Here is a 26,149-nt window from a genome sequence, read left to right as displayed (position 1 = left end):
GCGAACCCTGCTATTGCGGTGAAAGGCCGGATGTTAGCAAATGACTTTTCGTCCGTCAGTCAGCCAATGCCTCATAGCCGGTCAAAAAGTGTGGGCCGATGTAACGCTTGGGCAATTGGAAGGCTTCGGGGTATTCCACTTGCACCAGGTACAGGCCGTACGGATGCGCCGTCACCCCGCCTTCACGGCGATTGCGCCCCTCCAGCACCTCACGTGCCCAGGTGGCTGGCCGCTCGCCCGCGCCAATGGTCATCAAGACACCGGCGATGTTACGCACCATGTGGTGCAGGAACGCCGTGGCACGCACGTCCAGCACGATCATCTGGCCATGGCGGGAAACGCGCAGGTGATGGATGTGCTTGATCGGCGACTTGGCCTGGCACTGGCTGGCGCGGAAGGCGCTGAAGTCGTGGGTGCCCAGCAGGAACGCGGCGGCTTCGGCCATGCGTTCGACATCCAGCGGGCGGTGGTTCCAGGTCACCTCCTCGGCCAGGTGTGCCGGGCGGATCGGGTCGTTGTAGATGACGTAGCGGTAACGCCGCGCCGTGGCCTTGAACCGGGCGTGGAAGTCTGACGGCATCGGGCGCGACCAGACCACACTGATGTCGTGGGGCAGGTTGAAATTGGTACCCAGGGTCCAGGCGCGTTCGTCGCGGATGGCGCGCGTATCGAAATGCACGATCTGCCCGCAGCCGTGTACCCCGGCGTCGGTGCGCCCGGCACAGATCACCGAGATAGGCTCGTTCGCCACTTTCGACAAGGCCTGCTCGAGGGCTTGCTGGACGCTGGGCACACCACTGGCCTGGCGCTGCCAGCCGCGATAGCGCGAGCCCTTGTATTCCACGCCCAGGGCGATACGGGAGTAGCCTTCGGCCGCGGATTCGGCGGCGGTGTCGATGATGTCCAAGAGCATGAAACCTGTGGTGAATACGCAATGGCGGGATTATAACGACAACGGCAGCCCTGTTGGGCTGCCGTTGGGGGTAACGCCTGTCATGGCCCTGTCGCCGACACGCCGGCGACAACGCTTCAGCAGTAGAATCAGACCAACCGGGACAACAGCTCCTCGGCTTCCTGACGCTGGGTCCCGTCGCCATCCTTGACCACTTCATCAAGGATGTCACGCGCCCCCTGGTGGTCGCCCATGTCGATGTAGGCACGCGCCAGGTCGAGCTTGGTGGCCACTTCGTCACTGCCAGAGAAGAAGTCGAAGTCCAGGTCATCCAGCGGCTCGGGCTCCGGCTGCGCCACTGCATCCTCAGTGGTGAAGTGCGGCTCCAGCGAAGGCGACTCGAGGTTCTGCGACAGCTTGTCCAGCTCTGCGTTGACGTCGTCCAGCTCCGAAGCAAAGCTTTTCGCGGCCGGCGAATCGTCGTCCAGCGACAGCGACAGGTCGAAATCGGACGGCAGGTCGAGCTCGGAGATCGGCTCGAACTCCGGCACGCTGTCGAAGGCGGCCAGTTCGGCGGCGACATCCACCGGGGTTTCATCGGCGACAGCCGGGGCAACCGGCTCGCTGACATCAAGGTCGAAGTCGTCCAGGTCCGCAACCGGCTGCGGCTCGGCCTGCGCCAGCATCGCTTCGAAATCAGCATCGGCTTCGGCTTCGGCTTGCAGCTCGGCATCCACGACGGCCGGCTGTTGCTCTACCTGCACCTCGTCCAGTACGGGCTCATCCGGCACCGATTCATCCAGTACAGTCTCGTCCAGTACCGGCTCGTCCAACAGCGGCGCTGCCAGTGGATCTTCCTCGGGCAGGTCTTCGTCAAGGCTCAGATCGAAGGCGCTGTCCAGGTCCGATTCCTCAAGCGAAGGCATTTCGCTAAAGGCCTCGGTTTCAGGCTCGACGATGTCATCCAGCGCTGCCTCAGCGACCGAATCGGGCTGCTCCAGTACCGCTGGTTCGTCTTCTGGCTCAGGCTCAAGCGCTTGCTCTGCCATGCCCTCGGAAACAACGTCTTCAACCACCGGTGCCTCAGGCGGGTCCTGCAGCAGGCCCTGCACGTACTGCTCATCCATTTCAGCAGCCAGCGCTGCCGCGCCCAGACCGGCGGCGGCCACACCCAGCATGGCTGGGAAGCGGCCTTTGATTTCCTGAACCTGAGCCACGTTCTGTTCGGTGGCCGGCAGCACACGCTCCTGCTCGACGAACGCACTGTGATCACCCTGGCGGGCATACACTTCCATCAGCTTCAGGCGCAGCTCATCACGGCCGGGCTCTGCGGCGAGGGCGGTTTCGAGCAGCTCGGCGGCATGATTCAGACGGCCGCTTTCAACGCTCTGCTCGACCTCGGCCAGCAGCGCGGCAGTGGCGTCGGGCTCAAGCACAGGCTCGGTGACCGGGGCCGCAGGTTTTTCCGCGGCGGCGGCAGCTGCGGCGGAGGCCGCGACCACGGCTGGCGACAGCGTGACGCTCGGTGCCGTAACATCCAGGCCTTCAAAGCTGTCGGAGGCCATGTCCAGCCCCGCACCCTGCTCTTCCTCAGCCAACGCCCGCGCCATGCGCAGGTGTTTCTCTGCCTCTTCCTGAGCCTTGCGCTTGCGCATCAAAAGCACCAGCAGAAGCAGCAGCACGAGGAACGCAGACCCTGCAATCAGCCACAGCATCAAGGGGTTGCCGAGCACATCGTCGAAGGCGCCGCGCGGCTGGGCAGCCGGCGCAGCATTGGCGGCAGGCACGTTTTTCGGCGCGGTGTCGACAGCGGCCGGCGCAGGCTTGACCACTGGCTGGGCATTTGCCGCCGGTTTCGTGGGTGCTGGCTCGCCTGGCAGCGCGGCGGCGACCGGGGCCGTGCCGGCTGCGCCCTGGGCTTCAAGGCGGGCCAGTTGGTTGTTCTTCAACTCGATCAGACGCTGCAGCTTGTCCAGTTGGCTCTGCAAGTCTGCCATGCGGCTCTTGAGCTCGTCGTTGTCACGGCGGCTGGTGTCGAGGCTTTCCTGGGCCACGGCCAGCTTGTCATTGAGCGCCTTGGCCTGCCCTGCGCCAGCCTGGTTGCCGGGGCTGACCAGGCGCAGGTTGTCACCTTGGGCAATGCGCTCCGGCGCCGCGTCGGCAGCACCACGGCGGGTGGCGTCGAGCTGGCGGGCACGCGGCCCCAGGCGCCGGCCCTCACGCCAGGCCGCATACTGCTCGGCCACGTCGCGAACCGCTTCGCCCTGAGGGATGTTCTGCACCTGTTGCTGATCGGGCAGGCGCAGTACCTGGCCAACCTTCAACTGGTTGATGTTGTTGCCAATGAAGGCGTCCGGGTTCAGCGCCTGGATCGCGATCATGGTCTGCTGTATCGAACCGCCCTGGCTGTTGCGCGCGGCAATCTGCCACAAGGTGTCGCGGCGCTGGGTGGTGTAGTTGCTCGCACCCGTCACCGCCGGCGCCACATTGGCCGCCGCCGGTTGCTTGCCCTGCGCCTTGGCCTGGTCGAGCAGGACGCTGTAGTCGCGCAGCAGTCGCCCTTGCGGCCACATCACCTGGACCAGGAACTTGACCACCGAGCCCGGCAGCGGCTGGCTGGAAGTGACGCGCAGCACGCTCCTGCCGTTGGGGTTGATCACCGGTGTGAACGTCAGGTCTTCGAGGTAAGTCGGAAAGGCCACCCCCGCCTTGCTGAACTCTTCCGGCGGCGCCAGGCTTGGCGCCACCTCGGCGGCAGTGAGGTCGCGCACATCGAGCAATTCGATCTCGGCGTCCAGCGGCTGATTCTGTGCCGACTTGAGAGTCAGCTCCCCCAGGCCCAGGGCATTGGCCATACCCGACGACAGCGCCGAGGCAGCCGCCATGGCCAGAACCAGTTTGCGAATTCGAAGCATGACCTCTTCCCTTGTATGAATCGTCCCGAAACCTGCATGCAGAGCAGGACAAAAGTGCTCGCAGTATCTTTTACAGCCTGTCTTTAATCAACAATTGTGCCACCTGCACAGCATTGAGCGCCGCGCCCTTGCGCAGGTTGTCGGTGGTCAGCCAGAGGTTGAGCTGCTGGTCTTCATCGACACCATGGCGTACACGACCAACATAGACCACGTCTTGGCCCACTGCGTCACCAACCGGGGTCGGATAATCGTCGCGTTCCACCAACTCGACGCTGTCGGCAGACTCCAGGGCCTGGTTGACCGCAGCCAGGTCGACCGGGCGACGGCTCTGCACAGCCACACTGAAGCTATCGCCGAAAAACACCGGGACTTGAACGCAGTTCACCGAAATCTTCAGTTCAGGCTGCCCGAGCAGCACGCGCAATTCGCTGACCAGGCGCCGCTCCAGCGCGGTGTGGCCCTGTTCGTCGGCGGCGCCGACCTGGGCCAGCAGGTTGAACGCCATCTGGCGGTCGAAGAAGCGCGGCTCCAGGGGGCGGGCGTTGAGCAGCTCGGCGGTCTGCCGGGCCAGTTCGCTGACCGCTTCGCGCCCCTGCGCGGACACCGCCAGCGCGGCCATCACCTGAACCCGTTCGATGTCCAGCAAGCCTTTGAGCGGTGCCAGCGCAACGGCCAGGGCAACGGCTGCGCTGCTAGGGCTGGCAATGCGTGCAGGCAGCGTCAAGCCGGCAAGGCGTTCGGCATTGGCTTCAGGCACCACGGCAAGGGCATCGTCCAGGCCGGCGGACAGGTCGATGACCGTGCAGCCTGCCTGCAGGGCCTTGCTGGCGAAGCTGCGGCTGACCGCCGCGCCTGCGGCGAAGAAGGCCAGATTGACCTGGGCGAAATCGAAGCTGTCCACTTCGCGGACTTTGAGCTTTTTGCCGGCGAACATCACGCTGCTGCCTGCGGACTCCATGCTGGCCAGCAGGTGCAAGGTGGCGACCGGGAACGCCAGTTCTTCGAGAATCTGTACCAGGGTTTCACCGACGCTGCCGGTGGCGCCGACGACGGCGATATCGAGAGAAGGGTTCATGCTACGGGCTGCCTCAGGCGAAACGGGGAGCGGCACTTTACTCGCATTGCCCCGACGAGGCCAACACAGCCATTCGTTTGCTACCAGGCGTAACCCACCATAAAAAAACCCGCGCTGTCGCCAGCGCGGGTTTTCGGTCAAACCAGAGCGATCAACGCTCCAGCAGAATCCGCAGCATGCGGCGCAGCGGTTCGGCGGCGCCCCACAGCAGCTGGTCACCCACGGTGAACGCACCCAGGTACTGCGAGCCCATGTTCAGCTTGCGCAGGCGACCCACCGGAATGTTCAAGGTACCGGTGACCTTGGTCGGGGTCAGCTCTTGCATGCTGATCTCTCGCTGGTTCGGCACCAGCTTCACCCATGGGTTGTGCTGGCTGATCATGCCTTCGATGTCGGCCAGCGGCACGTCCTTGTTCAGCTTGATGGTCAGCGCCTGGCTGTGGCATCGCATGGCGCCGATGCGCACGCAGATACCGTCGACCGGGATCGGGTTCTTGAAACGACCGAGGATCTTGTTGGTTTCGGCCTGGGCCTTCCACTCTTCACGGCTCTGCCCGTTCGGCAGCTCCTTGTCGATCCACGGAATCAGGCTGCCGGCCAGCGGCACACCGAAGTTCTCGGTGGGGAACGCTTCACCGCGCATGGTCTCGGCAACCTTGCGGTCGATGTCCAGAATGGCGCTGGCCGGGTTGGCCAGGTCATCGGCCACGGCCGCGTGGGTGGCGCCCATCTGCTTGATCAGCTCACGCATGTTCTGCGCGCCGGCACCGGAAGCTGCCTGGTAGGTCATGGCGCTCATCCACTCGACCAGGCCGGCCTCGAACAGGCCGCCCAGGCCCATCAGCATCAGGCTGACCGTGCAGTTGCCGCCAATGTAGTTCTTGGTGCCGGCATCGAGCTGCTGGTCGATGACCTTGCGGTTGACCGGGTCGAGGATGATGACCGCGTCATCCTGCATGCGCAGGGACGAGGCGGCATCGATCCAGTAACCCTGCCAGCCAGCTTCACGCAGCTTGGGGAAGACCTCGTTGGTGTAGTCGCCGCCCTGGCAAGTCAGGATCACGTCGAGGGTCTTGAGTTCTTCAATCGAATACGCGTCCTTGAGCGGAGCTGTATCCTTGCCCACGTTCGGGCCTTGGCCACCGACATTGGAGGTGGTGAAGAACACCGGCTCGATAAGGTCGAAATCCTGCTCCTCCAGCATCCGCTGCATGAGCACGGAACCGACCATACCGCGCCAACCGATCAGACCTACACGTTTCATCGCAACTACACCTTTGCTAAAAGTGGGCCGCCACCGACCAAAAACGGTGGCGGGCCAGAGAGATTACAGATTCCGCAGCGCTGCGACTACTGCGTCGCCCATTTCCTGCGTGCCTACTTTGTCGCAGCCGGCCGACCAGATGTCACCGGTGCGCAAACCTTGGTCCAACACCAGGCTGACGGCCTGCTCGATGGCCTCTGCTGCAGCCTGCTGGTTGAAGCTGTAACGCAGCATCATCGACACCGACAGGATGGTCGCCAGCGGATTGGCGATGCCCTGGCCGGCGATGTCTGGCGCCGAGCCGTGGCACGGCTCGTACATGCCTTTGTTGTCGGCATCCAGCGACGCCGAAGGCAGCATGCCGATGGAACCCGTCAGCATGGAAGCTTCATCCGACAGAATGTCACCGAACATGTTGTCGGTCACTACCACGTCGAACTGCTTGGGCGCGCGGACCAACTGCATGGCAGCGTTGTCGACGTACATGTGGCTCAGTTCGACATCCGGGTAGTCCTTGGCCACGTCTTCGACCACTTCGCGCCACAGCTGGCTCGAAGCCAGGACGTTGGCCTTGTCCACCGAACACAGCTTCTTGCCGCGCACACGGGCCATGTCGAAACCGACGCGGGCAATGCGGCGCACTTCGCTTTCGCTGTAGGGCAGTGTGTCGTAGGCCTGGCGCTCGCCACCTTCGAGTTCACGCTGACCACGTGGCGCGCCGAAATAGATGCCACCGGTCAGCTCGCGGACGATGAGGATATCCAGGCCCGAGACGATTTCTGGCTTGAGCGAGGAAGCATCGGCCAGTTGCGGGTAGAGGATGGCCGGGCGCAGGTTGGCGAACAGGCCCAGTTGCGAGCGAATTTTCAGCAAGCCACGCTCAGGGCGGATGTCACGCTCGATCTTGTCCCATTTCGGGCCGCCCACGGCGCCCAGCAGCACGGCATCGGCCTGGCGCGCACGCTCCAGGGTCTCGTCAGCCAGCGGCACGCCATGCTTGTCGATGGCCGCGCCACCGATCACGTCGTGCGCCAGACTCAGGCCCAACTGGAACTTGTCGTTGGCCAGCTCCAGCACCTTGACCGCCTCGGCCATGATTTCCGGGCCGATGCCATCACCTGGGAGAATCAGAATCTGCTTGCTCATGCTTTCCTCTATCCATTCAAGCGCTGCGGCCAGCTCGGCCGCAGCGAAATAAACTCAGCGCTCGGCCCACAACACGATGACATCGGTGCTGAACGAGCCGTCGGCTTCAATCTGATAATACTGCCGCACTTCTTCACCCATGGCTTGCTGCAATTGGCGTATGGCCACACGCAGCGGCTCGGGCGTGCGCATGCGCTCTACCCACGAGCTCCACTCCAGGCGCAGGCGCTGACGCGTGTGGCTACGGGCGTGCAGGCCGGCTTCGCTGACCTGGCGCTGCCACTCGGCGGCAGAATAATCGCGCACGTGGCTGGTGTCGCGCAGCACTTCGACCGTTTGCAGGTAGGTGTCGAGCAACGGGCTGCCGGGTGACAGCACATCGATGAACGCCGCCACCCCACCCGGCTTCAGCACGCGGCGCACTTCGCGCAGGGCCAGGCCCAGGTCGCTCCAGTGGTGCGCCGAGTAGCGGCTGAAGACGAAGTCGAACGAGGCGTCGGCGAACGGCAGGCGCTCGGCGGCACCGCATTCGGTGGTGATATTGCCCAGGCCACGCTCGGCAGCGGCACTGGCGACCACGTCGAGCATCGACTGCGACAGGTCGTAGGCGACCACTTCCGCCACCAGAGGCGCGACGTGGAAACTGACATGACCGGCACCACAGCCCAAGTCCAGTACACGCGCCTCGGCATGGCCTGCCAGCTCGGCTTGCAGCAGGGCGAATTCAGTGCCCTGGGCATGTACCGCGCTGCTGAGGTAGGCGCTGGCCTGTTCGCCGAACTGGCGTTGGACCACATCGGTGTGGGTGGTACTGGTCATGGGGCAATCCTTTTGGTGTTGTGTTGCCTATGCAGGCTTCGCCGGCGAACCCGCTCCCACATCGGCAGCGTTGCCAATGTGGGAGCCGGTCAATCAGGCATCCCGGAACAGCCAGGGCTGGCTGGCGCGGTGCTTGCCTTCGAAGGCTTTGATCGAATCGCTGTCCTGCAAGGTCAAGCCGATGTCGTCGAGGCCGTTGAGCAGGCAGTGCTTGCGGAAGGCATCGATCTCGAAGTGCAGCACCTTGCCATCAGGACGGGTCACGGCCTGGGCTTGCAGGTCGACGGTCAACTGATAGCCAGGGTTGGCTTCCACCTGCTTGAACAGCTCGTCGACTTCCTCATCGCTCAAGATGATCGGCAACAGACCGTTCTTGAAGCTGTTGTTGAAGAAGATGTCGGCAAAGCTCGGTGCGATGACACTGCGAAAGCCGTATTCATCCAACGCCCAGGGCGCGTGCTCGCGGCTGGAGCCGCAACCGAAGTTCTCCCGCGCCAACAACACGCTGGCACCCTGATAGCGTGCGTGGTTGAGCACGAACTCCTGGTTCAGCGGGCGCTTGCTGTTGTCCTGGTAGGGCTGGCCCACATCCAGGTAACGCCACTCGTCGAACAGGTTGGGGCCGAAGCCAGTGCGCTTGATCGACTTGAGAAACTGCTTGGGAATGATCTGGTCGGTGTCGACGTTGGCACGGTCCAATGGCGCGACAAGGCCGGTGTGCTGGGTAAAGGCTTTCATGCTGCGCTCCCTTGGATCAACTCGCGTACATCGATGAAGTGGCCCGTCACCGCGGCGGCGGCAGCCATGGCCGGGCTGACCAGGTGGGTACGGCCACCGGCACCCTGACGGCCTTCGAAGTTGCGGTTGGACGTCGAGGCGCAGTGCTCGCCACTTTCCAGGCGGTCCGGGTTCATCGCCAGGCACATCGAGCAACCCGGTTCACGCCACTCGAAACCGGCTTCGAGGAAGATCTTGTCGAGGCCTTCACGCTCGGCCTGCGCTTTAACCAAGCCCGAGCCCGGAACGACAATGGCCTGCTTGACGGTGGCAGCGACCTTGCGGCCCTTGGCAATTTCGGCTGCGGCGCGCAGGTCTTCGATCCGCGAGTTGGTGCAGGAGCCGATGAATACGCGGTCGAGCTGGATATCGGTGATCGCCTGGTTGGCGGTCAGGCCCATGTACTTCAAGGCACGCTCGATCGAGCCACGTTTGACCAGGTCGGCCTCGGCGGCCGGGTCCGGCACGCGCTGGTCAACCGCCAGCACCATCTCGGGCGAAGTGCCCCAGCTGACCTGCGGCTTGATCTGCGCGGCGTCCAGCTCGACCACGGTGTCGAACACCGCGTCGTCATCGGAAACCAGGTCTTGCCAAGACGCTACCGCTTGCTCCCACTGCTCGCCCTTCGGCGCGTAGGGGCGACCTTCAACATAGGCAACGGTGGTGGCATCGGTCGCCACCAAGCCGACACGGGCACCAGCCTCGATCGACATGTTGCAGATGGTCATGCGGCCTTCCATGGACAAACCACGGATAGCGCTGCCGGCAAATTCCATGGCGTGGCCGTTGCCACCCGCGGTGCCGATCTTGCCGATAATGGCGAGGACGATGTCCTTGGCGGTGACACCGGCAGGCAATTGGCCTTCGACGCGCACCAGCATGTTCTTCATCTTCTTGGCGACCAGGCACTGGGTAGCGAGCACGTGCTCGACCTCCGAGGTGCCGATGCCGTGGGCCAAGGCGCCAAATGCACCGTGGGTGGAGGTGTGCGAGTCGCCGCAGACCACGGTCATGCCCGGCAAGGTAGCGCCCTGCTCCGGGCTGATGACGTGGACGATGCCCTGGCGCTCGTCGTTCATCTTGAATTCGACGATACCGTACTCGTCACAGTTTTCGTCGAGGGTCTGCACCTGCAGGCGCGACACCTGGTCGACGATGGCCTCGATACCGCCCTTGCGCTCTGGCGTGGTCGGCACGTTGTGGTCGGGCGTGGCGATGTTGGTGTCGATGCGCCATGGCTTGCGGTTCGCCAGGCGCAGGCCTTCGAAGGCCTGGGGCGACGTCACTTCGTGGATGATGTGTCGGTCGATGTAGATCAAGGACGAGCCGTCATCACGGCGCTTGACCTCATGGGCTTCCCAGAGTTTGTCGTAGAGCGTTTTGCCAGCCATCAGACTGTTCCTCATCAGCGTCTTTCTATGCCAAAGACCCCTTGGCTTGTACGGACGATGCTATGGCGATAGATTGAATAACTCAAATTCATAATTTTCATGCTTTGCATAACCATCAGGAATCAGAGAGATGGACCTGGCCAACCTCAGTGCTTTTATCGCCATTGCCGAAACCGGCAGCTTCTCCGGGGCCGGCGAACGCCTGCACCTGACCCAGCCTGCCATCAGCAAACGCATCGCCGGCCTTGAGCAGCAATTGGACGTGCGCCTGTTCGACCGGCTGGGGCGTGAAGTGACCCTGACCGAAGCCGGCCGGGCGTTGCTGCCACGGGCCTATCAAATACTCAATGTGCTCGATGATACTCGACGCGCACTGACCAATTTGACGGGACAGGTGAGCGGTAGACTGACCCTGGCCACCAGCCACCATATCGGCTTGCACCGCTTGCCTCCGCTTCTAAGGGCCTTTACCCGGCAGCACCCCTCGGTGGCACTGGATATTCAGTTCCTGGATTCAGAAGCGGCCTACGACGAGATTCTCCATGGCCGCGCTGAAATTGCCGTGATCACCCTGGCACCCGAGCCCCACCACCTGATCAAGGCGATCCCGGTCTGGAACGACGCCCTGGACTTCGTGGCGGCACCGGAGCACCCACTGGCCAGCAACCACGCGGTCAGCCTGGCCGATGTCGCCCGCCACCCGGCGGTGTTCCCGGGCGGGAACACCTTTACCCACCACATCGTCCAGCGCCTGTTCGAAAGCCAGGGGCTGACGCCGAACATCGCCATGAGCACCAACTACCTGGAAACCATCAAGATGATGGTTTCCATTGGCCTGGCCTGGAGCGTGCTGCCCCGCACCATGCTCGACGATCAGGTTGCACCTATCGCTTTACCCGGCATACAGCTGTCGCGCCAGCTAGGCTACATACTGCACACGGAGCGAACGCTATCGAATGCGGCGAGGGCCTTCATGGCCCTGCTCGACAGTCACGCAGGGTCCGCCTGACCGGTCGTCAGTTCGGCATTTCCAACTCAAGGACGCCTCAAACGCCAAAGGTCTGGTACCAATGCCCAAATCAGCAAACCGCTTTCCGCGCCTGCCGCGTATCTCTGCGGCTGACCCTCAGGAATCCGAGCAGGCCTGGCAAAACGCCCCACAGCTGCTGGCCGCGCTTAACGGTGCCCACCTGGGGGCCTGGCTGTGGGACATCGAAACCGGTCGGGTCAGTTGGTCACGCGGCACCCAGGCGTTGTTCGGCTTCGACCCGCAACGCCCGCTGCCCAACGACATCGATTACCTCGACCTGCTGCCCGAGGAAGACCGCGCGCGCACCCGCCAGTTGTTCCAGGCAGTGGTCAACGGCGAGCCCGTGGAGCAGGCCATGCGCCACCGCATCCGCTGGCCGGATGGCAGCCTGCACTGGCTGGAGATAAACGGCAGCCTGACCCACGACCACCATGGCCGGCCGCAGATGATCGGGGTGATCCGCGAGATCACTCGCCAGCGCGAGCGGGAAACGGCGCTGATCAACTCGGAAAAGCGCTTCGCCACGCTGTTTCACCTGAGCCCCAATGCCATCCTGCTGACCCGTCGCCACGACGGCATGATCTTCGAGGTCAACCAGCATTTCGAGGACATGTTCGGCTGGCCGGGCAGCCAGGTAATCGGCAAGACCAGCCTGGAGCTGGGCCTGTGGGTGCACCCCGAGCAACGCCAGCAGATGCTCGACGCCACCCGCGCCAGCAGCGGCCCGCTGAACCTGGAGGTGCAGTTCCGGGCCAGCAACGACAAGGTGCATGACGGCATCCTCTGCACCCAGGGCATCGAACTGGAGGGCGTGACCTTTCTGCTCAGCACCTTCGTCGACACCACCGAGCGCAAGCGCGCCGAGCAGGCCCTCAAGGACAGCCAGGAGCGACTCGATCTGGCCCTGGATTCGGCGCAGTTGGGCACCTGGGACTGGCACATCCCCAGCGGCATGCTGTATGGCTCGGCCCGCGCGGCGCAACTGCACGGCCTTGACCCCATCCCCTTCCATGAGTCCTTCGATGCCTTTTTCGAAGGTGTGCCGGAGCAAGAGCGCAACGTCATGCGCCAGGCCTACCGCAGCCTGCGCGAAGGGCCTGCGGGCAATTACCAGATCACCTACCGGGTACAGCTGGACAACGGCACTTCGCGTTATATCGAAAGCCGTGCGCGGCTGTACCGGGACGACCAGGGCAACCCCCTGCGCATGGCTGGCACGCTGCTGGACATCACCGACCAGGTAGAGCGCGAACAGCGCCTGAGTGCCTCGGAAGAAAAGTTCGCCAGCCTGTTCCAGGTCAGCCCAGACCCGATCTGCGTGACCCGCCAGGACACCGGCCAGTTCATCGAGATCAACCCGGCCTTCACCCAGACCTTCGGCTGGAACGCCGACCAGGTGATCGGCCGCACCGCCGAGCAAATCGGCCTGTGGGCAGAGTCCATCGAACGCGCGCAACGCATCGAGCGAGTGATCCGCGAACAGGCCCTGAGCAACGTGGCCGTGGTGGTCAACCACCGCAACGGCTCACCCTTGACCTGCGTGATATCCAGCTGCCTGATCAGTGTCGATGACCAGCCCTGCAGCGTCACCACCCTGCGCGACATTACCCAGCAGCAACGCGCCGAAGCGGCGCTCAAGTCCAGTGAAGAGAAGTTCGCCAAGGCCTTCCACTCCAGCCCCGACGCCATCACCATCACCGAGCGCTACAGCGGCCGCTACCTGGAAATCAACGACGGGTTCTGCCGGCTGACCGGCTACAGCGCGGCGGAAGTGGTCGGGCGCAGCGTTTACGAGCTGGGCATCTGGGCCGACGACAAGCAGCGCAGCGCCCTGCTCGCCGAGCTCAAGGAGCGGGGCCGGGTGCACCATCGGGAGATGCTCGGGCGCAACAAGCGCGGCGATATCCTCACCGTCGAAGTGTCGGTGGAACCGATCACCCTGAACGAGACCGACTGCCTGCTGCTAACCGCCCGCGACGTCAGCCAGCTGAAGAATGCCCAAGCGCAGATCCGCCACCTGGCGTACCACGACCCGCTGACCAACCTGCCCAACCGCGCCCTGCTGATGGACCGCCTGAGCCAGCAGATCGCCCTGCTCAAACGCCACAACCTGCGGGGTGCGCTGCTGTTTCTCGACCTCGATCACTTCAAGCACATCAACGATTCGCTCGGCCACCCGGTGGGCGACACCGTGCTGAAGATCATCACCGCGCGCCTGGAGGCCAGTGTGCGTCTGGAAGACACCGTGGCGCGGCTGGGCGGCGACGAGTTCGTGGTGCTACTTAGCGGCCTGGAAGGCAGCCGCGAACAGGTCGAAAGCAAGGTGCGCGATCTGGCCGATACCCTGCGTGAGCTGCTGGCCGAACCGATGTCGCTGGATGGCCAACGCCTGCAGGTGACCCCCAGCATCGGCGTGGCGCTGATCCCCGATCACGGCACCACCCCGGCAGACCTGCTCAAACGCGCCGATATTGCGCTGTACCGGGCCAAGGACTCCGGGCGCAACACCACCCAGCTGTTCCACACCACCATGCAAAAGGCCGCCAGCGAGCGCTTGCGCATGGAAAACGACCTTCGCCTGGCGCTGGCCCGGGGTGAGCTGGCCCTGCACTTCCAGCCCCAGGTGGATGCCCGCGACAACCGTATCGTTGGTGCCGAGGTATTGCTGCGCTGGCACCACCCGCAACTCGGCCAGCAGCCGCCGGCGCAGTTCATCCAGGTGCTGGAAGAAAGCGGGCTGATTCTGGAAGTGGGCAGTTGGATCCTCGACGAAGCCTGCGACGCGTGCGCGCACATGCTCATGGATGGGTTGATCGACGCTAATGACTTCAGCCTGTGCGTGAACATCAGCCCGCGGCAGTTCCGCCAGAACGATTTCGTCGGGCGGGTCCTGCGCAGCCTGGACGACTACCGCCTGCCACGGCAGATGCTCAAGCTCGAGATCACCGAAGGCATCGTCATCCAGAACCTCGAAGACACCATCAGCAAGATGCGCGAACTGAAGCGGCACGGGGTGAGCTTTGCCATGGACGACTTCGGCACGGGCTACTCGTCACTGACCTACCTCAAGCGTTTGCCAGTGGACGCCCTGAAGATCGACCAGACCTTCGTGCGCGACGCGCCGATCGACCCCAATGACGCCGAAATCGTCCGCGCTATCGTCGCCATGGCCCACAGCCTGGACCTGGCGGTGATCGCCGAAGGCGTGGAGTTGACCGAGCAACTGGCGTTTCTCGAGCAGTTGGGCTGCCACTTGTACCAAGGGTATCTGCACAGCCGGCCACTGCCATTGTCGGAGTTCCGCCAGATGTTGCTGGAGGCACCGGCAGATTTCTGATGCCGGAATGCGAAAAGGGCACCCTGAGGTGCCCTTCTCGTTACCGACCGGCTGACTGTTAGTTCAGCGCTGGCTTATCGCCATTGATCGGGATGCGCTTGGCTTTGGCTTCTTCAGGCACGATGCGCAGCAGGTCGATGCTGAGCAAGCCATTGGCCAGGCCAGCGGCCTTGACCTCAATGTGGTCGGCCAGGCGGAACGACAGCTTGAAGGCACGCTGGGCGATGCCCTGGTGCAGGTAGGTCACTTCAGCGGCGCTGCTGTCGCGCTTGCCACCGGAGACTGTCAGGACACCTTTTTCGACCTGCAGGTCGAGGTCCTGCTCCTGGAAACCGGCAGCGGCAACCACGATGCGGTAGTGGTCTTCGCCATGTTTTTCCACGTTGTAGGGCGGGTAGCTGCTACCGGCCTCGTTACGTGCCGCGGATTCGAACAGGTCGTTGAAACGGTCGAAACCAACGGAATGACGGAACAGTGGAGCGAGAGAGAAAGCGGTAGTCATGGTCATAAACTCCTGAGATTCAGCAAGTAAGTCACTACGCGACCCGACTTCGGCATCGCGTACTCAAAAGATATGGCCGGTGAAACGGCTTTCAAGAGGGGCTACGAAAAAATTTTCTGTTTTCCCGCTTTTACTGCACAGCGGCAGATCAGGCCACGCATGCCTCGAAGGCCGGCGCCTCAACCCCCAGCAAGCGGCTGATGCGCGCGCAATCATCTTCCCGACGCAGCTCGGCAAACAGCACCACCGCCTCTGGGTAGCTGCGGGTCAGCATCGCCAACCACTGCTTCATCCGCCCCGGCGCATAGCGCGGGGACAGCTTGGCCTGGGCCTGACGCCAGAATTCGCGCAGCAGCGGCAGCAGGTCATCCCAGCTCATGGGCTGGTACGCCCGGCCGTCGCGGGCAGCGGCGATCTGCAGGCCCAGGTCGGGCCGCGACACCAGCCCGCGCCCCAACATGATGTGCTCGGCACCACTGACCTCGCGGCAGCGCCGCCAGTCGTCCACGGTCCAGATCTCGCCGTTGGCGAACACCGGCACCTTGACCACATCCTGCACCCGCGCCACCCATTCCCAATGAGCCGGCGGCTTGTAGCCCTCGACCTTGGTCCGCGCATGCACCACCAGGTGCGCCGAACCGCCCTCGGCCAGGGCCGTGGCGCACTCCAGTGCACCGTCGGGGCTGTCGAAGCCCAGGCGCATCTTTGCAGTGACCGGGATGTCCGCCGGTACCGCTCGGCGTACCTCGCGGACGATGGCATGCAGCAACTCAGGCTCCTTGAGCAGCACCGCGCCGCCACGCGACTTGTTCACGGTCTTGGCCGGGCAGCCGAAATTCAGGTCGATTACCGGTGCCCCCAGCTCACAGGCCAGCGCAGCGTTCTCGGCCAGGCACACCGGGTCAGAGCCCAGCAGTTGCACACGCATCGGTACGCCGGCCGCAGTCCTTGCGCCCTGGCGCAACTCAGGCGCCAGCTTGTCGAACGATGAAGGCGGCAACAGGCGGTCGCACACCCGGATGAACTCGGTGACGCACCAATCGATGCCACCCACTCGGGTCAGGACGTCGCGCAGGATGTTGTCGACCAGCCCCTCCATGGGGGCCAGGGCAATTTGCATGTGTGGGTCTCGGCGGGAAAAGGCGGCAGTCTAGCAAAAAACCGTACGCCTTCAGGCACCGATCAGCGCTTGGCCGTAACCCTCGATAAATTCGACCGGCATGCGTTTGGGCTTGCCGCTGGACAACTCGATACAGGCGAAGGTGGTCTGCGCCCGCAGCAGGGTCACACCATCGCGTGGGCGCTTGAGCTGGAAGCGGCGGGTCATGCGCAAGCGCTGATCCCATTCGATGATCCAGGTTGCCAGTTGCAGCTCGTCGTCTTCGTAGCCGGCGGCCAGGTAGTCAATTTCGTGGCGTACCACGGCCATGGCGCGGTCCAGGCGCCGGTACTCGGCCAGGTCCAGACCCAAGCGCTGGGAATGGCGCCAGGCACAGCGTTCGAGCCAAGTGACGTAGGCGGCGTTGTTGGCGTGGCCGAGGCCGTCGATGTCTTCGCTGCCGACGCGCAGGTCGATGATGAAGGGTGTTGCCAGGTCCCAGCTCATGCGCGCTCCTGAGAGGTTTCTTTGGGGGAGATTGCGGCGCTTTGCGCTCCACGGTCCTGGCGAGTGTAACGGATGCTCAGGCGCTTTGCCGCGCCGGCGCACTGGCACGGCTCAACAGCTCGAGCACTGCCTCGCCCAAACGCGGGTCGGCCAGCACCCGTTGGTGCCCGCCCTCCTCCAACAGCATCAGGCGGCTGTCGAACCAGGCCTTGTGGATGATCTGGGCCTCTTCGGCGGCCACCAGGCCATCGTCAGCGGCATGCACCACCAAGCCTGGCAGCTCCAGTTGATAACCACTGACATCCAGGCGTGCGATCTGCATCCCGACATCCCGCTCGACCTGGCGAATGAACGCTGCCCGCGCCCGCGCTGGCAGCCCCAGGTGATGGGCGAAGCCGCGCAACACGCCGAGCAATCGCGCCGGTGCCGCGATGCTCACCGCCGCCTCGGCGCGCAAGCCCATCTGCAGCGCCAGCAGCACACTGGCACCGCCCATGGAATGCCCGATCACTGCACGCAGCGGCGGCAGCTCGGCCGCCGCTTCCAGCAGCGCGCGGGCAAACAGCACCACGTGAGCCTGATGGCCAGGCGAACGCCCATGCGCCGGCCCCTCCAACGAAACTACCGTGTGCCCAGCCTGGACCAGGGTTTCGATCAACGCGGCAAACTGCGTGGGGCGCCCTTCCCAGCCGTGCATCAGCAATACCGTCGGGCCCTTGCCCCAGCGCAACGCCGAAAGCCCGAAGCGCAGGGTGATGCGCTCGGCCTTGGCCAGCAGTGGCAGTTCCCACGCTCTTGGCGGCAGCGTGCGCGGGGTCATGAAGGCGCGGCGCATCTTGCCGGCCACATGCTCCGGCGCCAGGTGGCCCAGGGTGCCATTGATGCCACGAATCCAGCTCAGGGTAGTCATCGCCTTGCTCCCGCCTTGTGGTTATTCAGATCACCGCCGACTTGGCGGCACGCAATACACGGTCGGACAGCTCGCCAGTGCCCAGGGCACGCGCCAGGGCCAGGCCACCGACCATCAGTGCAAGGTCGGCCAGGGCTTTGTCGCTGTCTTCGGGGCGATCGACCATTTTCGCGGTCATCAGCTCGATGTGCTCGGCCAGCACCTCGCGGAACACCTCTGGCAACCGCTGCATCTCGCCCAGGGCGTTGGGCAGCGGGCAGGCATGAACTTCAGCGTCGCGGTGCTTGCGCGAGAGGTAGAAGGCCGACACCAAGGCGCGGCGTGCTTCGCCATCCAGGCTAGGGTCGACCTGGGCCAGCAAGGCCCGCCGCTCGCCCAGCAACTGGCGGAACGCTTCGAGCATCAGCTCGTCCTTGCTGTCGAAATGGGCATAGAACCCCCCGACGGTAAGCCCGGCGGCGCCCATGACTTGGCTGACGCTCGGCTCTGCCGGGCCATGTTGAATCAAGGCACTGCGCGCTGCCTCGAGAATCCGTTCGCGGGTCTTGCTCTTTTTGTCGTTCATGGCCACCTCAAATATTATGCTAGTAATATGATAGGCGTAATATTTTTTGGCAAGCGGAATTCTCAGCCACCTGTCGGTACCGGGAATAGTTGGAGGGGAAAAAACAAAAGGCCCATTCAATAAGCGAATGAGCCTTTAAAGTCCCGCAAAACGCGGGTAAAACTGGCGTCCCCTAGGGGACTCGAACCCCTGTTACCGCCGTGAAAGGGCGGTGTCCTAGGCCACTAGACGAAGGGGACGTAACCTTCGTGCCGGTTCATTTTCACAAACCGCGGCAAAATTGGTGGAGCTAAGCGGGATCGAACCGCTGACCTCCTGCATGCCATGCAGGCGCTCTCCCAGCTGAGCTATAGCCCCGAAAACAAAAGGCTCATCCAATATACGAATGAGCCTCTTTAAGCCCCGCAAAACGCGGGTAAAAGTGGCGTCCCCTAGGGGACTCGAACCCCTGTTACCGCCGTGAAAGGGCGGTGTCCTAGGCCACTAGACGAAGGGGACGTAACCTTCGTGCCGGTCCGTTTTCACGTACCGCGGCAAAATTGGTGGAGCTAAGCGGGATCGAACCGCTGACCTCCTGCATGCCATGCAGGCGCTCTCCCAGCTGAGCTATAGCCCCGGATTTCTAGCCTCTCGGCCCAGCGACACAATGAAACATCGCTTGTGCAAAACTGGCGTCCCCTAGGGGACTCGAACCCCTGTTACCGCCGTGAAAGGGCGGTGTCCTAGGCCACTAGACGAAGGGGACGAACCTTCTTACCTTCAAGACCCGGTTGCTGGACCCGGTCTTGCTTATCAGCCTTGGCTGCTAAGCGGAATTTGGTGGAGCTAAGCGGGATCGAACCGCTGACCTCCTGCATGCCATGCAGGCGCTCTCCCAGCTGAGCTATAGCCCCACAATGTCGCTTTGAGCAGAATCGCTGGCTGGGTGGCTGGCGTTTCGTTTCGCTCATCGCTGTGGACGGGGCGCATATTAAGATCGGATTGCACGGCTGTCAAACGAATTTTTGAAATTATCCAAAAGTTTTTTCACAGATAACAATCACTTACCGCCCTGCCCTTTGTTCTCCCATGGTTTTCTGAGCATTTGAACCTGTGGTAACGGGCAAGCCTGCGCCCACAGGTTCGCGCTAACGCCACGTCAGGCGATAGTCGCCAGCAGCTTTTCCCACTCTTTGTTTTCTTTCTTCGACACGCCACCGAGCAGGTCCAGGGCCTGGCGCAAGCGGTAGCGCGTCAGGTCCGGGCCGAGAATTTCCATGGCATCGAGCACCGACACCGAGCTGGCCTGGCCAGTAATGGCGGCAAACATCAGCGGCATGGCGTCACGCAGCTTCAGTTCCAACGCCTCGACCACCGCCTGGATGCAGCCGGTAATGCGGTCCTTCTCCCACTGGCGCAGGCTTTCGAGCTTCCACAGGATCAACTGGATGACCTGACGCACCTGGTCGCCCGACAGCTTTTTGCTCTCGAACAGCTTGGCATCAAGCTTCAGCGCGCCTTCGAAGAAGAAACCACCCAGCGGTGCAACCTGGCTGAAGGTTTCGACCCGGCCCTGCACGTGCGGGGCGATCTTCATCATGTAGTCGCTGTTGAACGCCCATTTCTGCAGGCGTGTGGCGAATTCTTCGACCGGCAGCTCACGCAGCCACTGGCCATTGAGCCAGGACAGTTTCTCGATGTCGAAGATCGGCCCACCGAGCGAGATGCGCGACAGGTCGAAGTGCTCGACCATCTCGTCCAGGGAGAACTTCTCGCGCTCATCCGGCATCGACCAGCCCATGCGGCCGAGGTAGTTGAGCATCGCCTCGGGCATGAAGCCCATGCGCTCGTAGAAGGTCACCGAGGTCGGGTTCTTGCGCTTGGACAGCTTGGACTTGTCCGGGTTACGCAGCAGCGGCATGTAGCACAGCTTCGGCTGCTCCCAGCCAAAGTACTCGTACAGCTTGATCAGCTTCGGAGCCGACGGCAGCCACTCTTCGCCACGCAGAACGTGGGTGATGCCCATCAGGTGGTCGTCGACCACGTTGGCCAGGAAGTAGGTCGGCAGGCCGTCGTTCTTCATGAGCACCTGCATGTCCATGCGGTCCCACGGGATTTCGACGTCACCGCGCAGCATGTCCGGCACCACGCAGATGCCTTCGCTCGGCACCTTCATGCGGATCACGTGGGGCTCGCCGGCGTCCAGGCGGCGCTGTACTTCCTCGGCGCTCAGCAACAAGGCACGGCCGTCGTAGCGCGGGGTCTCGCCACGGGCCATCTGCTCGGCGCGCATCTGCTCCAGCTCTTCGGCGGTGCAGAAGCAGTAGAACGCGTGGCCGGCATCGACCAGTTGCTTGGCGTACTGGGCATAGATCTCGCCACGTTCGCTCTGCCGGTAAGGGCCGTGCGGGCCACCAACATCCGGGCCTTCGTTCCATTCGATGCCGAGCCAGCGCAGGGCGTCGAAGATCTGCTGTTCCGACTCGCGGGTGGAGCGCAGTTGGTCGGTATCTTCGATGCGCAGGATGAACTCACCGCCGTGCTGCTTGGCAAAGCAGTAGTTGAACAAGGCGATGTAGGCGGTGCCAACATGGGGGTCGCCCGTGGGCGATGGCGCGATGCGCGTGCGTACGGTGGTCATGGAAGGTCTCGAACGAAAGATGAAACAAAGGCGGGATGTTAGCAGGGAGCAGGCACCGGGCTCCAGCAATCGCGCGAACGACACTGTCGAGGGTAGGGTCAACAGCCTGTTCGCAGCCTCCGGCGCCCAGTTCAGCCTGCTACCACCCGACAACGCCTGCGCAACCTGGGGGGCGCCATCGGCATCGCGCTGCTTGCCACCTTGCTGGATGCGCGGACCAAGGTGTACTTCGACTACCTGCGCGAGTCACTGGTGCCGAGCAATCCGCAGGTGGCAGAGCGCCTGGCACAACTGGCGGAGCGGCAGGCGCAGATCATGGCGTACAACGACGCCTTCCATTTTGTCGGGATCGGCTTGGCGGTGAGCATGGTGGCAGTGCTGCTGACGCGCAAGCTGCCGGAGGGGTTGAAGGCTGGCGAAGCGCACTGAATGGGCGCTTAGCTGCACTGGCCTCTTCGCGGTGCGGCGATCCGCCCCGCGAAGAGGCCAGTGCAGGTGGCGAAGCATCAGCTGGTAATCAGCCGCTCGCGCAACTGGGTAATTTCGTCGCGCAACTGCGCCGCAGCCTCGAACTCCAGGTCGCGGGCGAACTGCATCATCTTCTCTTCCAGCTGCTTGATACGCTTGGTGATTTCGCCCGGCGTGCGCAGCTCTGCCTCGTAGCGGGCGCTCTCCTCCGCGGCCTTGGCCATGCCTTTGCGCTTTTTGCTGCGCGAGCCAGGCACCGTGGCACCTTCCATGATGTCGGTGATGTCCTTCACCACCCCCTTGGGCACGATACCGTTGGCCAGGTTGAAGGCAATCTGTTTCTCCCGACGCCGCTCGGTCTCGTCGATGGCCCGCTGCATCGAGCCAGTCATCTGGTCGGCGTAGAGGATGGCCCGGCCATTGAGGTTACGCGCAGCCCGGCCGATGGTCTGGATCAGTGACCGCTCTGAACGCAGGAAGCCTTCCTTGTCGGCATCGAGGATCGCCACCAGCGACACTTCCGGCATGTCCAACCCCTCACGCAGCAGGTTGATGCCCACCAGCACATCGAAGGTACCCAGGCGCAGGTCGCGGATGATTTCTACCCGTTCGACAGTGTCGATGTCCGAGTGCAGGTAGCGCACCCGCACGTCGTGATCGGCCAGGTAATCGGCGAGGTCTTCGGCCATGCGTTTGGTCAGCGTGGTCGCCAGCACCCGTTCACCGGCATCGACACGCTTGCGGATCTCCGACAACAGGTCATCGACCTGGGTCAGCGCCGGGCGGATTTCTACCTGAGGGTCGACCAGACCGGTCGGTCGCACCACCTGCTCGACCACCCGCCCGGCATGTTCCGCTTCATAAGGGCCGGGGGTTGCCGAAACGAAAATGGTCTGCGGGCTGACCGCCTCCCATTCATCGAAACGCATGGGCCGGTTGTCCAGCGCCGAGGGCAGGCGGAAACCGTACTCGACCAGGGTTTCCTTGCGCGAGCGGTCACCCTTGTACATGGCGCCGACCTGGGGAACGCTGACGTGCGATTCGTCGATCACCAACAGCGCATCCGCTGGCAGGTAATCGTAGAGGGTGGGTGGCGGTGCGCCCGAGGGGCGCCCGGACAGATAGCGGGAGTAGTTTTCGATGCCGTTGCAGTAGCCCAGCTCGAGGATCATCTCCAGGTCGAAACGGGTGCGCTGCTCCAGCCGCTGCGCTTCCACCAGTTTGTTGCCCTTGTGCAGGTATTCGAGGCGGTCCTTGAGCTCCTCCTTGATGCCCTCGACCGCACCCAGCAGCGTTTCGCGCGGGGTGACGTAATGGCTCTTGGGGTAGAAGGTGAAACGCGGCAGCTTGCGAAAGACTTCACCGGTGAGCGGGTCGAAAGCGGCGATGTTCTCCACCTCGTCATCGAACAACTCGATACGGATGGCTTCAAGGTCGGACTCGGCCGGGAACACGTCGATCACATCGCCCCGCACGCGGAAGGTGGCACGGGCGAAATCCATCTCGTTGCGGGTGTACTGCAGGTCGGCCAGGCGGCGCAGCAAGGCGCGCTGGTCGAGCTTGTCGCCGCGGTCCACGTGCAGGACCATTTTCAGGTAGGTTTCGGGGCTACCCAGGCCATAGATGCACGACACGGTGGTGACGATGATCGCGTCACGCCGCTCGAGCAATGCCTTGGTCGCCGACAGGCGCATCTGCTCGATGTGGTCGTTGATCGACGCGTCCTTCTCGATGAAGGTGTCGGACGACGGCACATAGGCTTCGGGCTGGTAGTAGTCGTAATAGGAAACGAAGTACTCGACCGCGTTGTTCGGGAAAAACGCCTTGAACTCGCCATACAACTGCGCGGCCAGGGTCTTGTTAGGCGCCAGCACCAGGGTCGGGCGCTGCACCTGCTGGATGACGTTGGCGATGCTGAAGGTCTTGCCCGAGCCGGTCACCCCGAGCAGCGTCTGGTGCGACAGCCCGGCCTCGATGCCTTCGACCATCTGGCGAATGGCTTCGGGCTGATCGCCGGCCGGCTGGAAACGGGTGACGAGCTGGAACTCGGACATGAGGGACCTCGCGGTGCTGCAGCAACTGTAAATTTAGCCAGTAGTCTATACCCAAATGCGCCCATTCGGGGCCGGTTTCAAGCCCCGGGTGTGAACGCTTATTGCTGTGGACACGGCAAATAGACCAATGGTCAAAAAATATTTGCGCAAATGCCTGGAAAAGCTGTGCCAGAGTGTCGCAGTGACCGGTCGGTATCACTATACTGACTCCCCGTTTGTGCACCGCTTCAGTGCATTCGGGCTGGAGCGTGTACGTCCTATCACTCTCCATTCAGAGCCAAGGTAACAATGAGCCTGTTTTCCGCTGTCGAGCTGGCACCCCGCGACCCTATTCTGGGCCTCAACGAAGCATTCAACGCCGATCCACGTACCGACAAGGTCAACCTTGGCGTGGGCGTCTACTGCAATGAGGAAGGCCGCATTCCGCTGCTGCGCGCCGTGATCGAAGCCGAGACCCAGCGTGCTGCCCAGCATGCCTCGCGCGGCTACTTGCCGATCGACGGCATCGCCACCTATGACCAGGCCGTGCAAAAGCTGCTGTTCGGCGCCGAGTCGCCGCTGCTGGCCGCCGGCCGTGTCGTCACTGTGCAAGCCGTTGGCGGCACCGGTGCTCTGAAGATTGGCGCCGATTTCCTCAAGCGCCTGTCGCCCAACGCCGTGGTGGCCATCAGCGACCCAAGCTGGGAAAACCACCGCGCGCTGTTCGAGACCGCAGGTTTCCCGGTACAGAACTACCGCTACTACGACGCTCCGAGCCACGACGTCAACCGCGCCGGCATGCTCGAAGATCTGAACAGCCTGCCGTCCGGCTCGATCATCGTCCTGCACGCCTGCTGCCATAACCCGACCGGCGTCGACCTCACCCTGGACGACTGGAAAAACGTCCTGGAAGTGGTCAAGGCCAAAGGCCACGTGCCATTCCTCGACATGGCCTACCAGGGCTTCGGTGACGGCATCGCCGAAGACGCCTTCGCCGTACGCCTGTTCGCCGAGTCGGGCCTGGACTTCTTCGTCTCCAGCTCGTTCTCCAAATCGTTCTCGCTGTATGGCGAGCGCGTGGGCGCACTGTCGATCGTGACCGGCTCCAAGGACGAAAGCACCCGCGTGCTGTCGCAGGTCAAGCGCGTGATCCGCACCACCTACTCCAACCCGCCGACCCATGGCGCGACCATCGTCGCCACCGTGCTCAACAACGATGAGCTGCGTCAGATGTGGGAAGACGAGCTGGGTGAAATGCGCCAGCGCATCCACGGCATGCGCAAGCAGATGGTCGAGCTGTTGGCGACTTACGGTGCCAAGCGCGACTTCAGCTTCGTCGGCCGCCAGGTTGGCATGTTCTCGTACTCGGGCCTGACTGTAGAGCAGGTCGCGCGCCTGAAGAACGAGTTCGGCATCTACGCGCTGGACACTGGCCGTATCGCGGTAGCGGCACTGAACCAGAGCAACATCCACGTGGTCACCAAGGCCATCGTCGAAGTCCTGTAACTGTTTGATTCTGCTCTAGTTTACCGAGGGGAAGCTTGACTTCCCCTTGGTGATCAGTAAGATGAACGCAGATTCCGCGATAGCTCAGTCGGTAGAGCAAATGACTGTTAATCATTGGGTCCCTGGTTCGAGTCCAGGTCGCGGAGCCAAACACTGAAAACCTCCAGTTGCGCAAGCACTGGAGGTTTTTTCATTTCCGGCCCTGCTACTGCTGCAGCGGCTCGGTCACAGGCTTGCCTTCATCCACCAGGCTCCACACCAACAGCTTGGCAGGCCTGCTTTTACTGGCATTGCGCGACACACTGTGCACGGTCCCAGGCGCTTCGTACCAGTACTCGCCGGCCTTGTAGGTCTTTTCTTGCTCATCATTGAGCTTTGAAACCACCGCACCTTCCAATACGTAGGCCATGACTGCCCCAGGGTGTTGGTGGGCGGGCGACGCCTGGCCGGGGGCATAGCTGACGGTGAGCATCACCGCCTTTTTACCGGTGGCGTTGCTGGGTATTTTTTCTTGCAGGACCTGGACCTGATCGGGGGCATCGCCATGCGCCCAGGCGGGGATATGGCCGGCGAGCAGGCCAATGCTGATGAGCGAGGCAATGGCAAAAGATGAGGGTTTCATGGGCTACTCCTGATGGGCGACTGCCAGCAGGTTAGGCCCGGTGGTGCCTGGGGAAAATGGCCAATGCGGCGAAAAACCAGGAGGCCTATTACGGCCCCTGCTCTCAGGTACGCCCGATCAGATAGAACTCACCCTGGCTCCAGACCCCTAACCACTCCTCACCCTCGATGATGCGCGGCACCGCCAGCTCGACCAGCTGATAGAACACATTGCGATGAATCAGCGCATCGAGGTTGCTGCGCATCAGCACATAAGGTGAAGGCTCCTGGGTAACAGGATCGATCTCGACCCGCAGCGGGTTAGCCGGGCCCGCCTCGACCTGGTCATCGACATTGCTGGTAAAGCGCAGCACCTGTTGCTCACCACTGCCCAGCACCTCCAGGGCAATCGCGACAAAGGGCGCATCATCGACACGGATACCGACCTTCTCCACCGGTGTGATCAGGAAGTAGTCATCACCATCGCGGCGGATGATCGTGGAAAACAGCCGCACCATCGGCTTGCGCCCGATTGGCGTACCCAGGTAATACCAGGTGCCATCGCGGGCGATGCGCATGTCGATGTCGCCGCAAAAGTCCGGGTTCCACAGATGCACCGGCGGCAGCCCCTTTGCTTTGGGGATTTGTGCCAGAAGATCATTGGCCTTGCCGGAATCGCTCATCACACTTGCC

Annotated in this window: 20 protein-coding genes, 7 tRNA genes and 1 pseudogene; 5 read left to right on the top strand and 23 right to left on the bottom strand. The window is 63.0% G+C overall.

The genetic code is table 11. The annotated features are described in order from the left end of the window. Nucleotides 1–55: 55 nt before the first annotated feature. The 8 genes from truA to leuC form a co-directional block, all read right to left on the bottom strand. On the bottom strand, nucleotides 56–913 hold the full coding sequence (truA, locus tag LOY26_RS07465) for a tRNA pseudouridine(38-40) synthase TruA (RefSeq protein ID WP_258714539.1): 858 nt from the start codon (nucleotides 911–913) through the stop codon (nucleotides 56–58). 128 nt (nucleotides 914–1,041) lie between these two features. Continuing rightward, nucleotides 1,042–3,807 (bottom strand): FimV/HubP family polar landmark protein, encoded by a 2,766-nt coding sequence (locus LOY26_RS07460; protein WP_186653868.1) that lies wholly within the window; start codon nucleotides 3,805–3,807, stop codon nucleotides 1,042–1,044. Between the two features lie 70 nt (nucleotides 3,808–3,877). After that, complete coding sequence (locus tag LOY26_RS07455) at nucleotides 3,878–4,882, bottom strand: aspartate-semialdehyde dehydrogenase (RefSeq protein WP_258714538.1); 1,005 nt, start codon at nucleotides 4,880–4,882, stop codon at nucleotides 3,878–3,880. 151 nt (nucleotides 4,883–5,033) lie between these two features. Next, nucleotides 5,034–6,146 carry an aspartate-semialdehyde dehydrogenase gene (gene asd / locus LOY26_RS07450; RefSeq protein ID WP_186653863.1) on the bottom strand — a complete coding sequence of 371 codons (1,113 nt, stop codon included), beginning with the start codon at nucleotides 6,144–6,146 and terminating at the stop codon, nucleotides 5,034–5,036. Between the two features lie 63 nt (nucleotides 6,147–6,209). After that, nucleotides 6,210–7,292 carry a 3-isopropylmalate dehydrogenase gene (gene leuB, locus LOY26_RS07445; protein WP_033700541.1) on the bottom strand — a complete coding sequence of 361 codons (1,083 nt, stop codon included), beginning with the start codon at nucleotides 7,290–7,292 and terminating at the stop codon, nucleotides 6,210–6,212. A gap of 54 nt (nucleotides 7,293–7,346) precedes the next feature. Next, nucleotides 7,347–8,111, bottom strand: coding sequence for a class I SAM-dependent methyltransferase (locus tag LOY26_RS07440; protein ID WP_047583559.1), 765 nt, complete (start codon nucleotides 8,109–8,111; stop codon nucleotides 7,347–7,349). Between the two features lie 93 nt (nucleotides 8,112–8,204). Beyond that, nucleotides 8,205–8,849, bottom strand: coding sequence for a 3-isopropylmalate dehydratase small subunit (leuD, locus tag LOY26_RS07435; protein ID WP_186653858.1), 645 nt, complete (start codon nucleotides 8,847–8,849; stop codon nucleotides 8,205–8,207). After that, nucleotides 8,846–10,279, bottom strand: coding sequence for a 3-isopropylmalate dehydratase large subunit (gene leuC / locus LOY26_RS07430; RefSeq protein WP_033700545.1), 1,434 nt, complete (start codon nucleotides 10,277–10,279; stop codon nucleotides 8,846–8,848). Before leuC ends, leuD begins: the two co-directional genes overlap by 4 nt. Nucleotides 10,280–10,409: 130 nt before the next feature. On the opposite strand from leuC, the gene LOY26_RS07425 reads away from it, so the two are divergent. Both LOY26_RS07425 and LOY26_RS07420 read left to right on the top strand, forming a co-directional pair. After that, the gene (locus tag LOY26_RS07425) at nucleotides 10,410–11,288 is read left to right on the top strand and encodes a LysR family transcriptional regulator (RefSeq protein ID WP_186653856.1); all 879 of its coding nucleotides are present in this window, start codon (nucleotides 10,410–10,412) and stop codon (nucleotides 11,286–11,288) included. 61 nt (nucleotides 11,289–11,349) lie between these two features. Next, nucleotides 11,350–14,646, top strand: a complete 3,297-nt coding sequence (locus LOY26_RS07420; RefSeq protein WP_258714537.1) for a bifunctional diguanylate cyclase/phosphodiesterase — start codon at nucleotides 11,350–11,352, stop codon at nucleotides 14,644–14,646. A 58-nt stretch (nucleotides 14,647–14,704) separates the two neighbouring features. On the opposite strand, the gene LOY26_RS07415 is transcribed toward LOY26_RS07420, so the two are convergent. From LOY26_RS07415 to gltX, 12 genes are all read right to left on the bottom strand, one after another. Next, the gene (locus LOY26_RS07415) at nucleotides 14,705–15,148 is read right to left on the bottom strand and encodes an Hsp20 family protein (protein ID WP_033700549.1); all 444 of its coding nucleotides are present in this window, start codon (nucleotides 15,146–15,148) and stop codon (nucleotides 14,705–14,707) included. Nucleotides 15,149–15,296: 148 nt separating this feature from the next. Continuing rightward, nucleotides 15,297–16,268, bottom strand: a complete 972-nt coding sequence (locus tag LOY26_RS07410) for a tRNA-dihydrouridine synthase (protein ID WP_186653850.1) — start codon at nucleotides 16,266–16,268, stop codon at nucleotides 15,297–15,299. Between the two features lie 51 nt (nucleotides 16,269–16,319). Further along, nucleotides 16,320–16,754: a thioesterase family protein gene (locus tag LOY26_RS07405; RefSeq protein ID WP_033700551.1), complete on the bottom strand. Its 435-nt coding sequence runs from the start codon at nucleotides 16,752–16,754 to the stop codon at nucleotides 16,320–16,322. Nucleotides 16,755–16,830: 76 nt separating this feature from the next. Further along, nucleotides 16,831–17,664: an alpha/beta hydrolase gene (locus tag LOY26_RS07400; RefSeq protein WP_095064827.1), complete on the bottom strand. Its 834-nt coding sequence runs from the start codon at nucleotides 17,662–17,664 to the stop codon at nucleotides 16,831–16,833. 25 nt (nucleotides 17,665–17,689) lie between these two features. After that, nucleotides 17,690–18,229, bottom strand: coding sequence for a TetR/AcrR family transcriptional regulator (locus LOY26_RS07395; protein WP_047583563.1), 540 nt, complete (start codon nucleotides 18,227–18,229; stop codon nucleotides 17,690–17,692). A gap of 163 nt (nucleotides 18,230–18,392) precedes the next feature. After that, nucleotides 18,393–18,468 (bottom strand) — tRNA-Glu (locus LOY26_RS07390). Nucleotides 18,469–18,510: 42 nt separating this feature from the next. Then, a tRNA-Ala gene (locus LOY26_RS07385) sits at nucleotides 18,511–18,586 on the bottom strand. 65 nt (nucleotides 18,587–18,651) lie between these two features. Next, nucleotides 18,652–18,727 (bottom strand) — tRNA-Glu (locus LOY26_RS07380). 42 nt (nucleotides 18,728–18,769) lie between these two features. Then, a tRNA-Ala gene (locus LOY26_RS07375) sits at nucleotides 18,770–18,845 on the bottom strand. Nucleotides 18,846–18,898: 53 nt separating this feature from the next. Continuing rightward, a tRNA-Glu gene (locus tag LOY26_RS07370) sits at nucleotides 18,899–18,974 on the bottom strand. 72 nt (nucleotides 18,975–19,046) lie between these two features. Next, nucleotides 19,047–19,122, bottom strand: a tRNA-Ala gene (locus LOY26_RS07365). 245 nt (nucleotides 19,123–19,367) lie between these two features. Continuing rightward, nucleotides 19,368–20,849, bottom strand: a complete 1,482-nt coding sequence (gene gltX, locus LOY26_RS07360) for a glutamate--tRNA ligase (RefSeq protein ID WP_033700555.1) — start codon at nucleotides 20,847–20,849, stop codon at nucleotides 19,368–19,370. Nucleotides 20,850–21,005: 156 nt separating this feature from the next. Here gltX and LOY26_RS07355 point away from each other — a divergent pair. Then, a pseudogene (locus LOY26_RS07355) lies at nucleotides 21,006–21,278 on the top strand (EmrB/QacA family drug resistance transporter); the annotation flags it as partial. A gap of 77 nt (nucleotides 21,279–21,355) precedes the next feature. Here LOY26_RS07355 and uvrB read toward each other — a convergent pair. Continuing rightward, complete coding sequence (uvrB, locus tag LOY26_RS07350) at nucleotides 21,356–23,371, bottom strand: excinuclease ABC subunit UvrB (protein WP_033700558.1); 2,016 nt, start codon at nucleotides 23,369–23,371, stop codon at nucleotides 21,356–21,358. A 288-nt stretch (nucleotides 23,372–23,659) separates the two neighbouring features. Here uvrB and LOY26_RS07345 point away from each other — a divergent pair, with 288 nt between their 5' ends. Continuing rightward, nucleotides 23,660–24,856, top strand: coding sequence for an amino acid aminotransferase (locus tag LOY26_RS07345; RefSeq protein ID WP_047583564.1), 1,197 nt, complete (start codon nucleotides 23,660–23,662; stop codon nucleotides 24,854–24,856). 73 nt (nucleotides 24,857–24,929) lie between these two features. Next, nucleotides 24,930–25,005, top strand: a tRNA-Asn gene (locus LOY26_RS07340). A gap of 56 nt (nucleotides 25,006–25,061) precedes the next feature. On the opposite strand, the gene LOY26_RS07335 is transcribed toward LOY26_RS07340, so the two are convergent. Then, nucleotides 25,062–25,478: a cupin domain-containing protein gene (locus tag LOY26_RS07335; RefSeq protein WP_186664089.1), complete on the bottom strand. Its 417-nt coding sequence runs from the start codon at nucleotides 25,476–25,478 to the stop codon at nucleotides 25,062–25,064. 103 nt (nucleotides 25,479–25,581) lie between these two features. Then, nucleotides 25,582–26,139 (bottom strand): DUF1285 domain-containing protein, encoded by a 558-nt coding sequence (locus LOY26_RS07330; protein ID WP_186653843.1) that lies wholly within the window; start codon nucleotides 26,137–26,139, stop codon nucleotides 25,582–25,584. Nucleotides 26,140–26,149 lie beyond the last annotated feature (10 nt).

Source organism: Pseudomonas sp. B21-047 (genome assembly GCF_024748775.1).
Classification (GTDB): domain Bacteria; phylum Pseudomonadota; class Gammaproteobacteria; order Pseudomonadales; family Pseudomonadaceae; genus Aquipseudomonas; species Aquipseudomonas capeferrum.
The sequence above is the reverse complement of the archived record's forward strand: the minus strand, read 5'-3'. Positions and strand labels throughout refer to the sequence as shown.

Bases quoted from the DNA above. Each gene is read 5' to 3' on its own strand.
- truA (WP_258714539.1), bottom strand. From the start codon at position 913: ATGCTCTTGGACATCATCGACACCGCCGCCGAATCCGCGGCCGAAGGC.
- LOY26_RS07460 (WP_186653868.1), bottom strand. From the start codon at position 3,807: ATGCTTCGAATTCGCAAACTGGTTCTGGCCATGGCGGCTGCCTCGGCG.
- LOY26_RS07455 (WP_258714538.1), bottom strand. From the start codon at position 4,882: ATGAACCCTTCTCTCGATATCGCCGTCGTCGGCGCCACCGGCAGCGTC.
- asd (WP_186653863.1), bottom strand. From the start codon at position 6,146: ATGAAACGTGTAGGTCTGATCGGTTGGCGCGGTATGGTCGGTTCCGTG.
- leuB (WP_033700541.1), bottom strand. From the start codon at position 7,292: ATGAGCAAGCAGATTCTGATTCTCCCAGGTGATGGCATCGGCCCGGAA.
- LOY26_RS07440 (WP_047583559.1), bottom strand. From the start codon at position 8,111: ATGACCAGTACCACCCACACCGATGTGGTCCAACGCCAGTTCGGCGAA.
- leuD (WP_186653858.1), bottom strand. From the start codon at position 8,849: ATGAAAGCCTTTACCCAGCACACCGGCCTTGTCGCGCCATTGGACCGT.
- leuC (WP_033700545.1), bottom strand. From the start codon at position 10,279: ATGGCTGGCAAAACGCTCTACGACAAACTCTGGGAAGCCCATGAGGTC.
- LOY26_RS07425 (WP_186653856.1), top strand. From the start codon at position 10,410: ATGGACCTGGCCAACCTCAGTGCTTTTATCGCCATTGCCGAAACCGGC.
- LOY26_RS07420 (WP_258714537.1), top strand. From the start codon at position 11,350: ATGCCCAAATCAGCAAACCGCTTTCCGCGCCTGCCGCGTATCTCTGCG.
- LOY26_RS07415 (WP_033700549.1), bottom strand. From the start codon at position 15,148: ATGACTACCGCTTTCTCTCTCGCTCCACTGTTCCGTCATTCCGTTGGT.
- LOY26_RS07410 (WP_186653850.1), bottom strand. From the start codon at position 16,268: ATGCAAATTGCCCTGGCCCCCATGGAGGGGCTGGTCGACAACATCCTG.
- LOY26_RS07405 (WP_033700551.1), bottom strand. From the start codon at position 16,754: ATGAGCTGGGACCTGGCAACACCCTTCATCATCGACCTGCGCGTCGGC.
- LOY26_RS07400 (WP_095064827.1), bottom strand. From the start codon at position 17,664: ATGACTACCCTGAGCTGGATTCGTGGCATCAATGGCACCCTGGGCCAC.
- LOY26_RS07395 (WP_047583563.1), bottom strand. From the start codon at position 18,229: ATGAACGACAAAAAGAGCAAGACCCGCGAACGGATTCTCGAGGCAGCG.
- gltX (WP_033700555.1), bottom strand. From the start codon at position 20,849: ATGACCACCGTACGCACGCGCATCGCGCCATCGCCCACGGGCGACCCC.
- uvrB (WP_033700558.1), bottom strand. From the start codon at position 23,371: ATGTCCGAGTTCCAGCTCGTCACCCGTTTCCAGCCGGCCGGCGATCAG.
- LOY26_RS07345 (WP_047583564.1), top strand. From the start codon at position 23,660: ATGAGCCTGTTTTCCGCTGTCGAGCTGGCACCCCGCGACCCTATTCTG.
- LOY26_RS07335 (WP_186664089.1), bottom strand. From the start codon at position 25,478: ATGAAACCCTCATCTTTTGCCATTGCCTCGCTCATCAGCATTGGCCTG.
- LOY26_RS07330 (WP_186653843.1), bottom strand. From the start codon at position 26,139: ATGAGCGATTCCGGCAAGGCCAATGATCTTCTGGCACAAATCCCCAAA.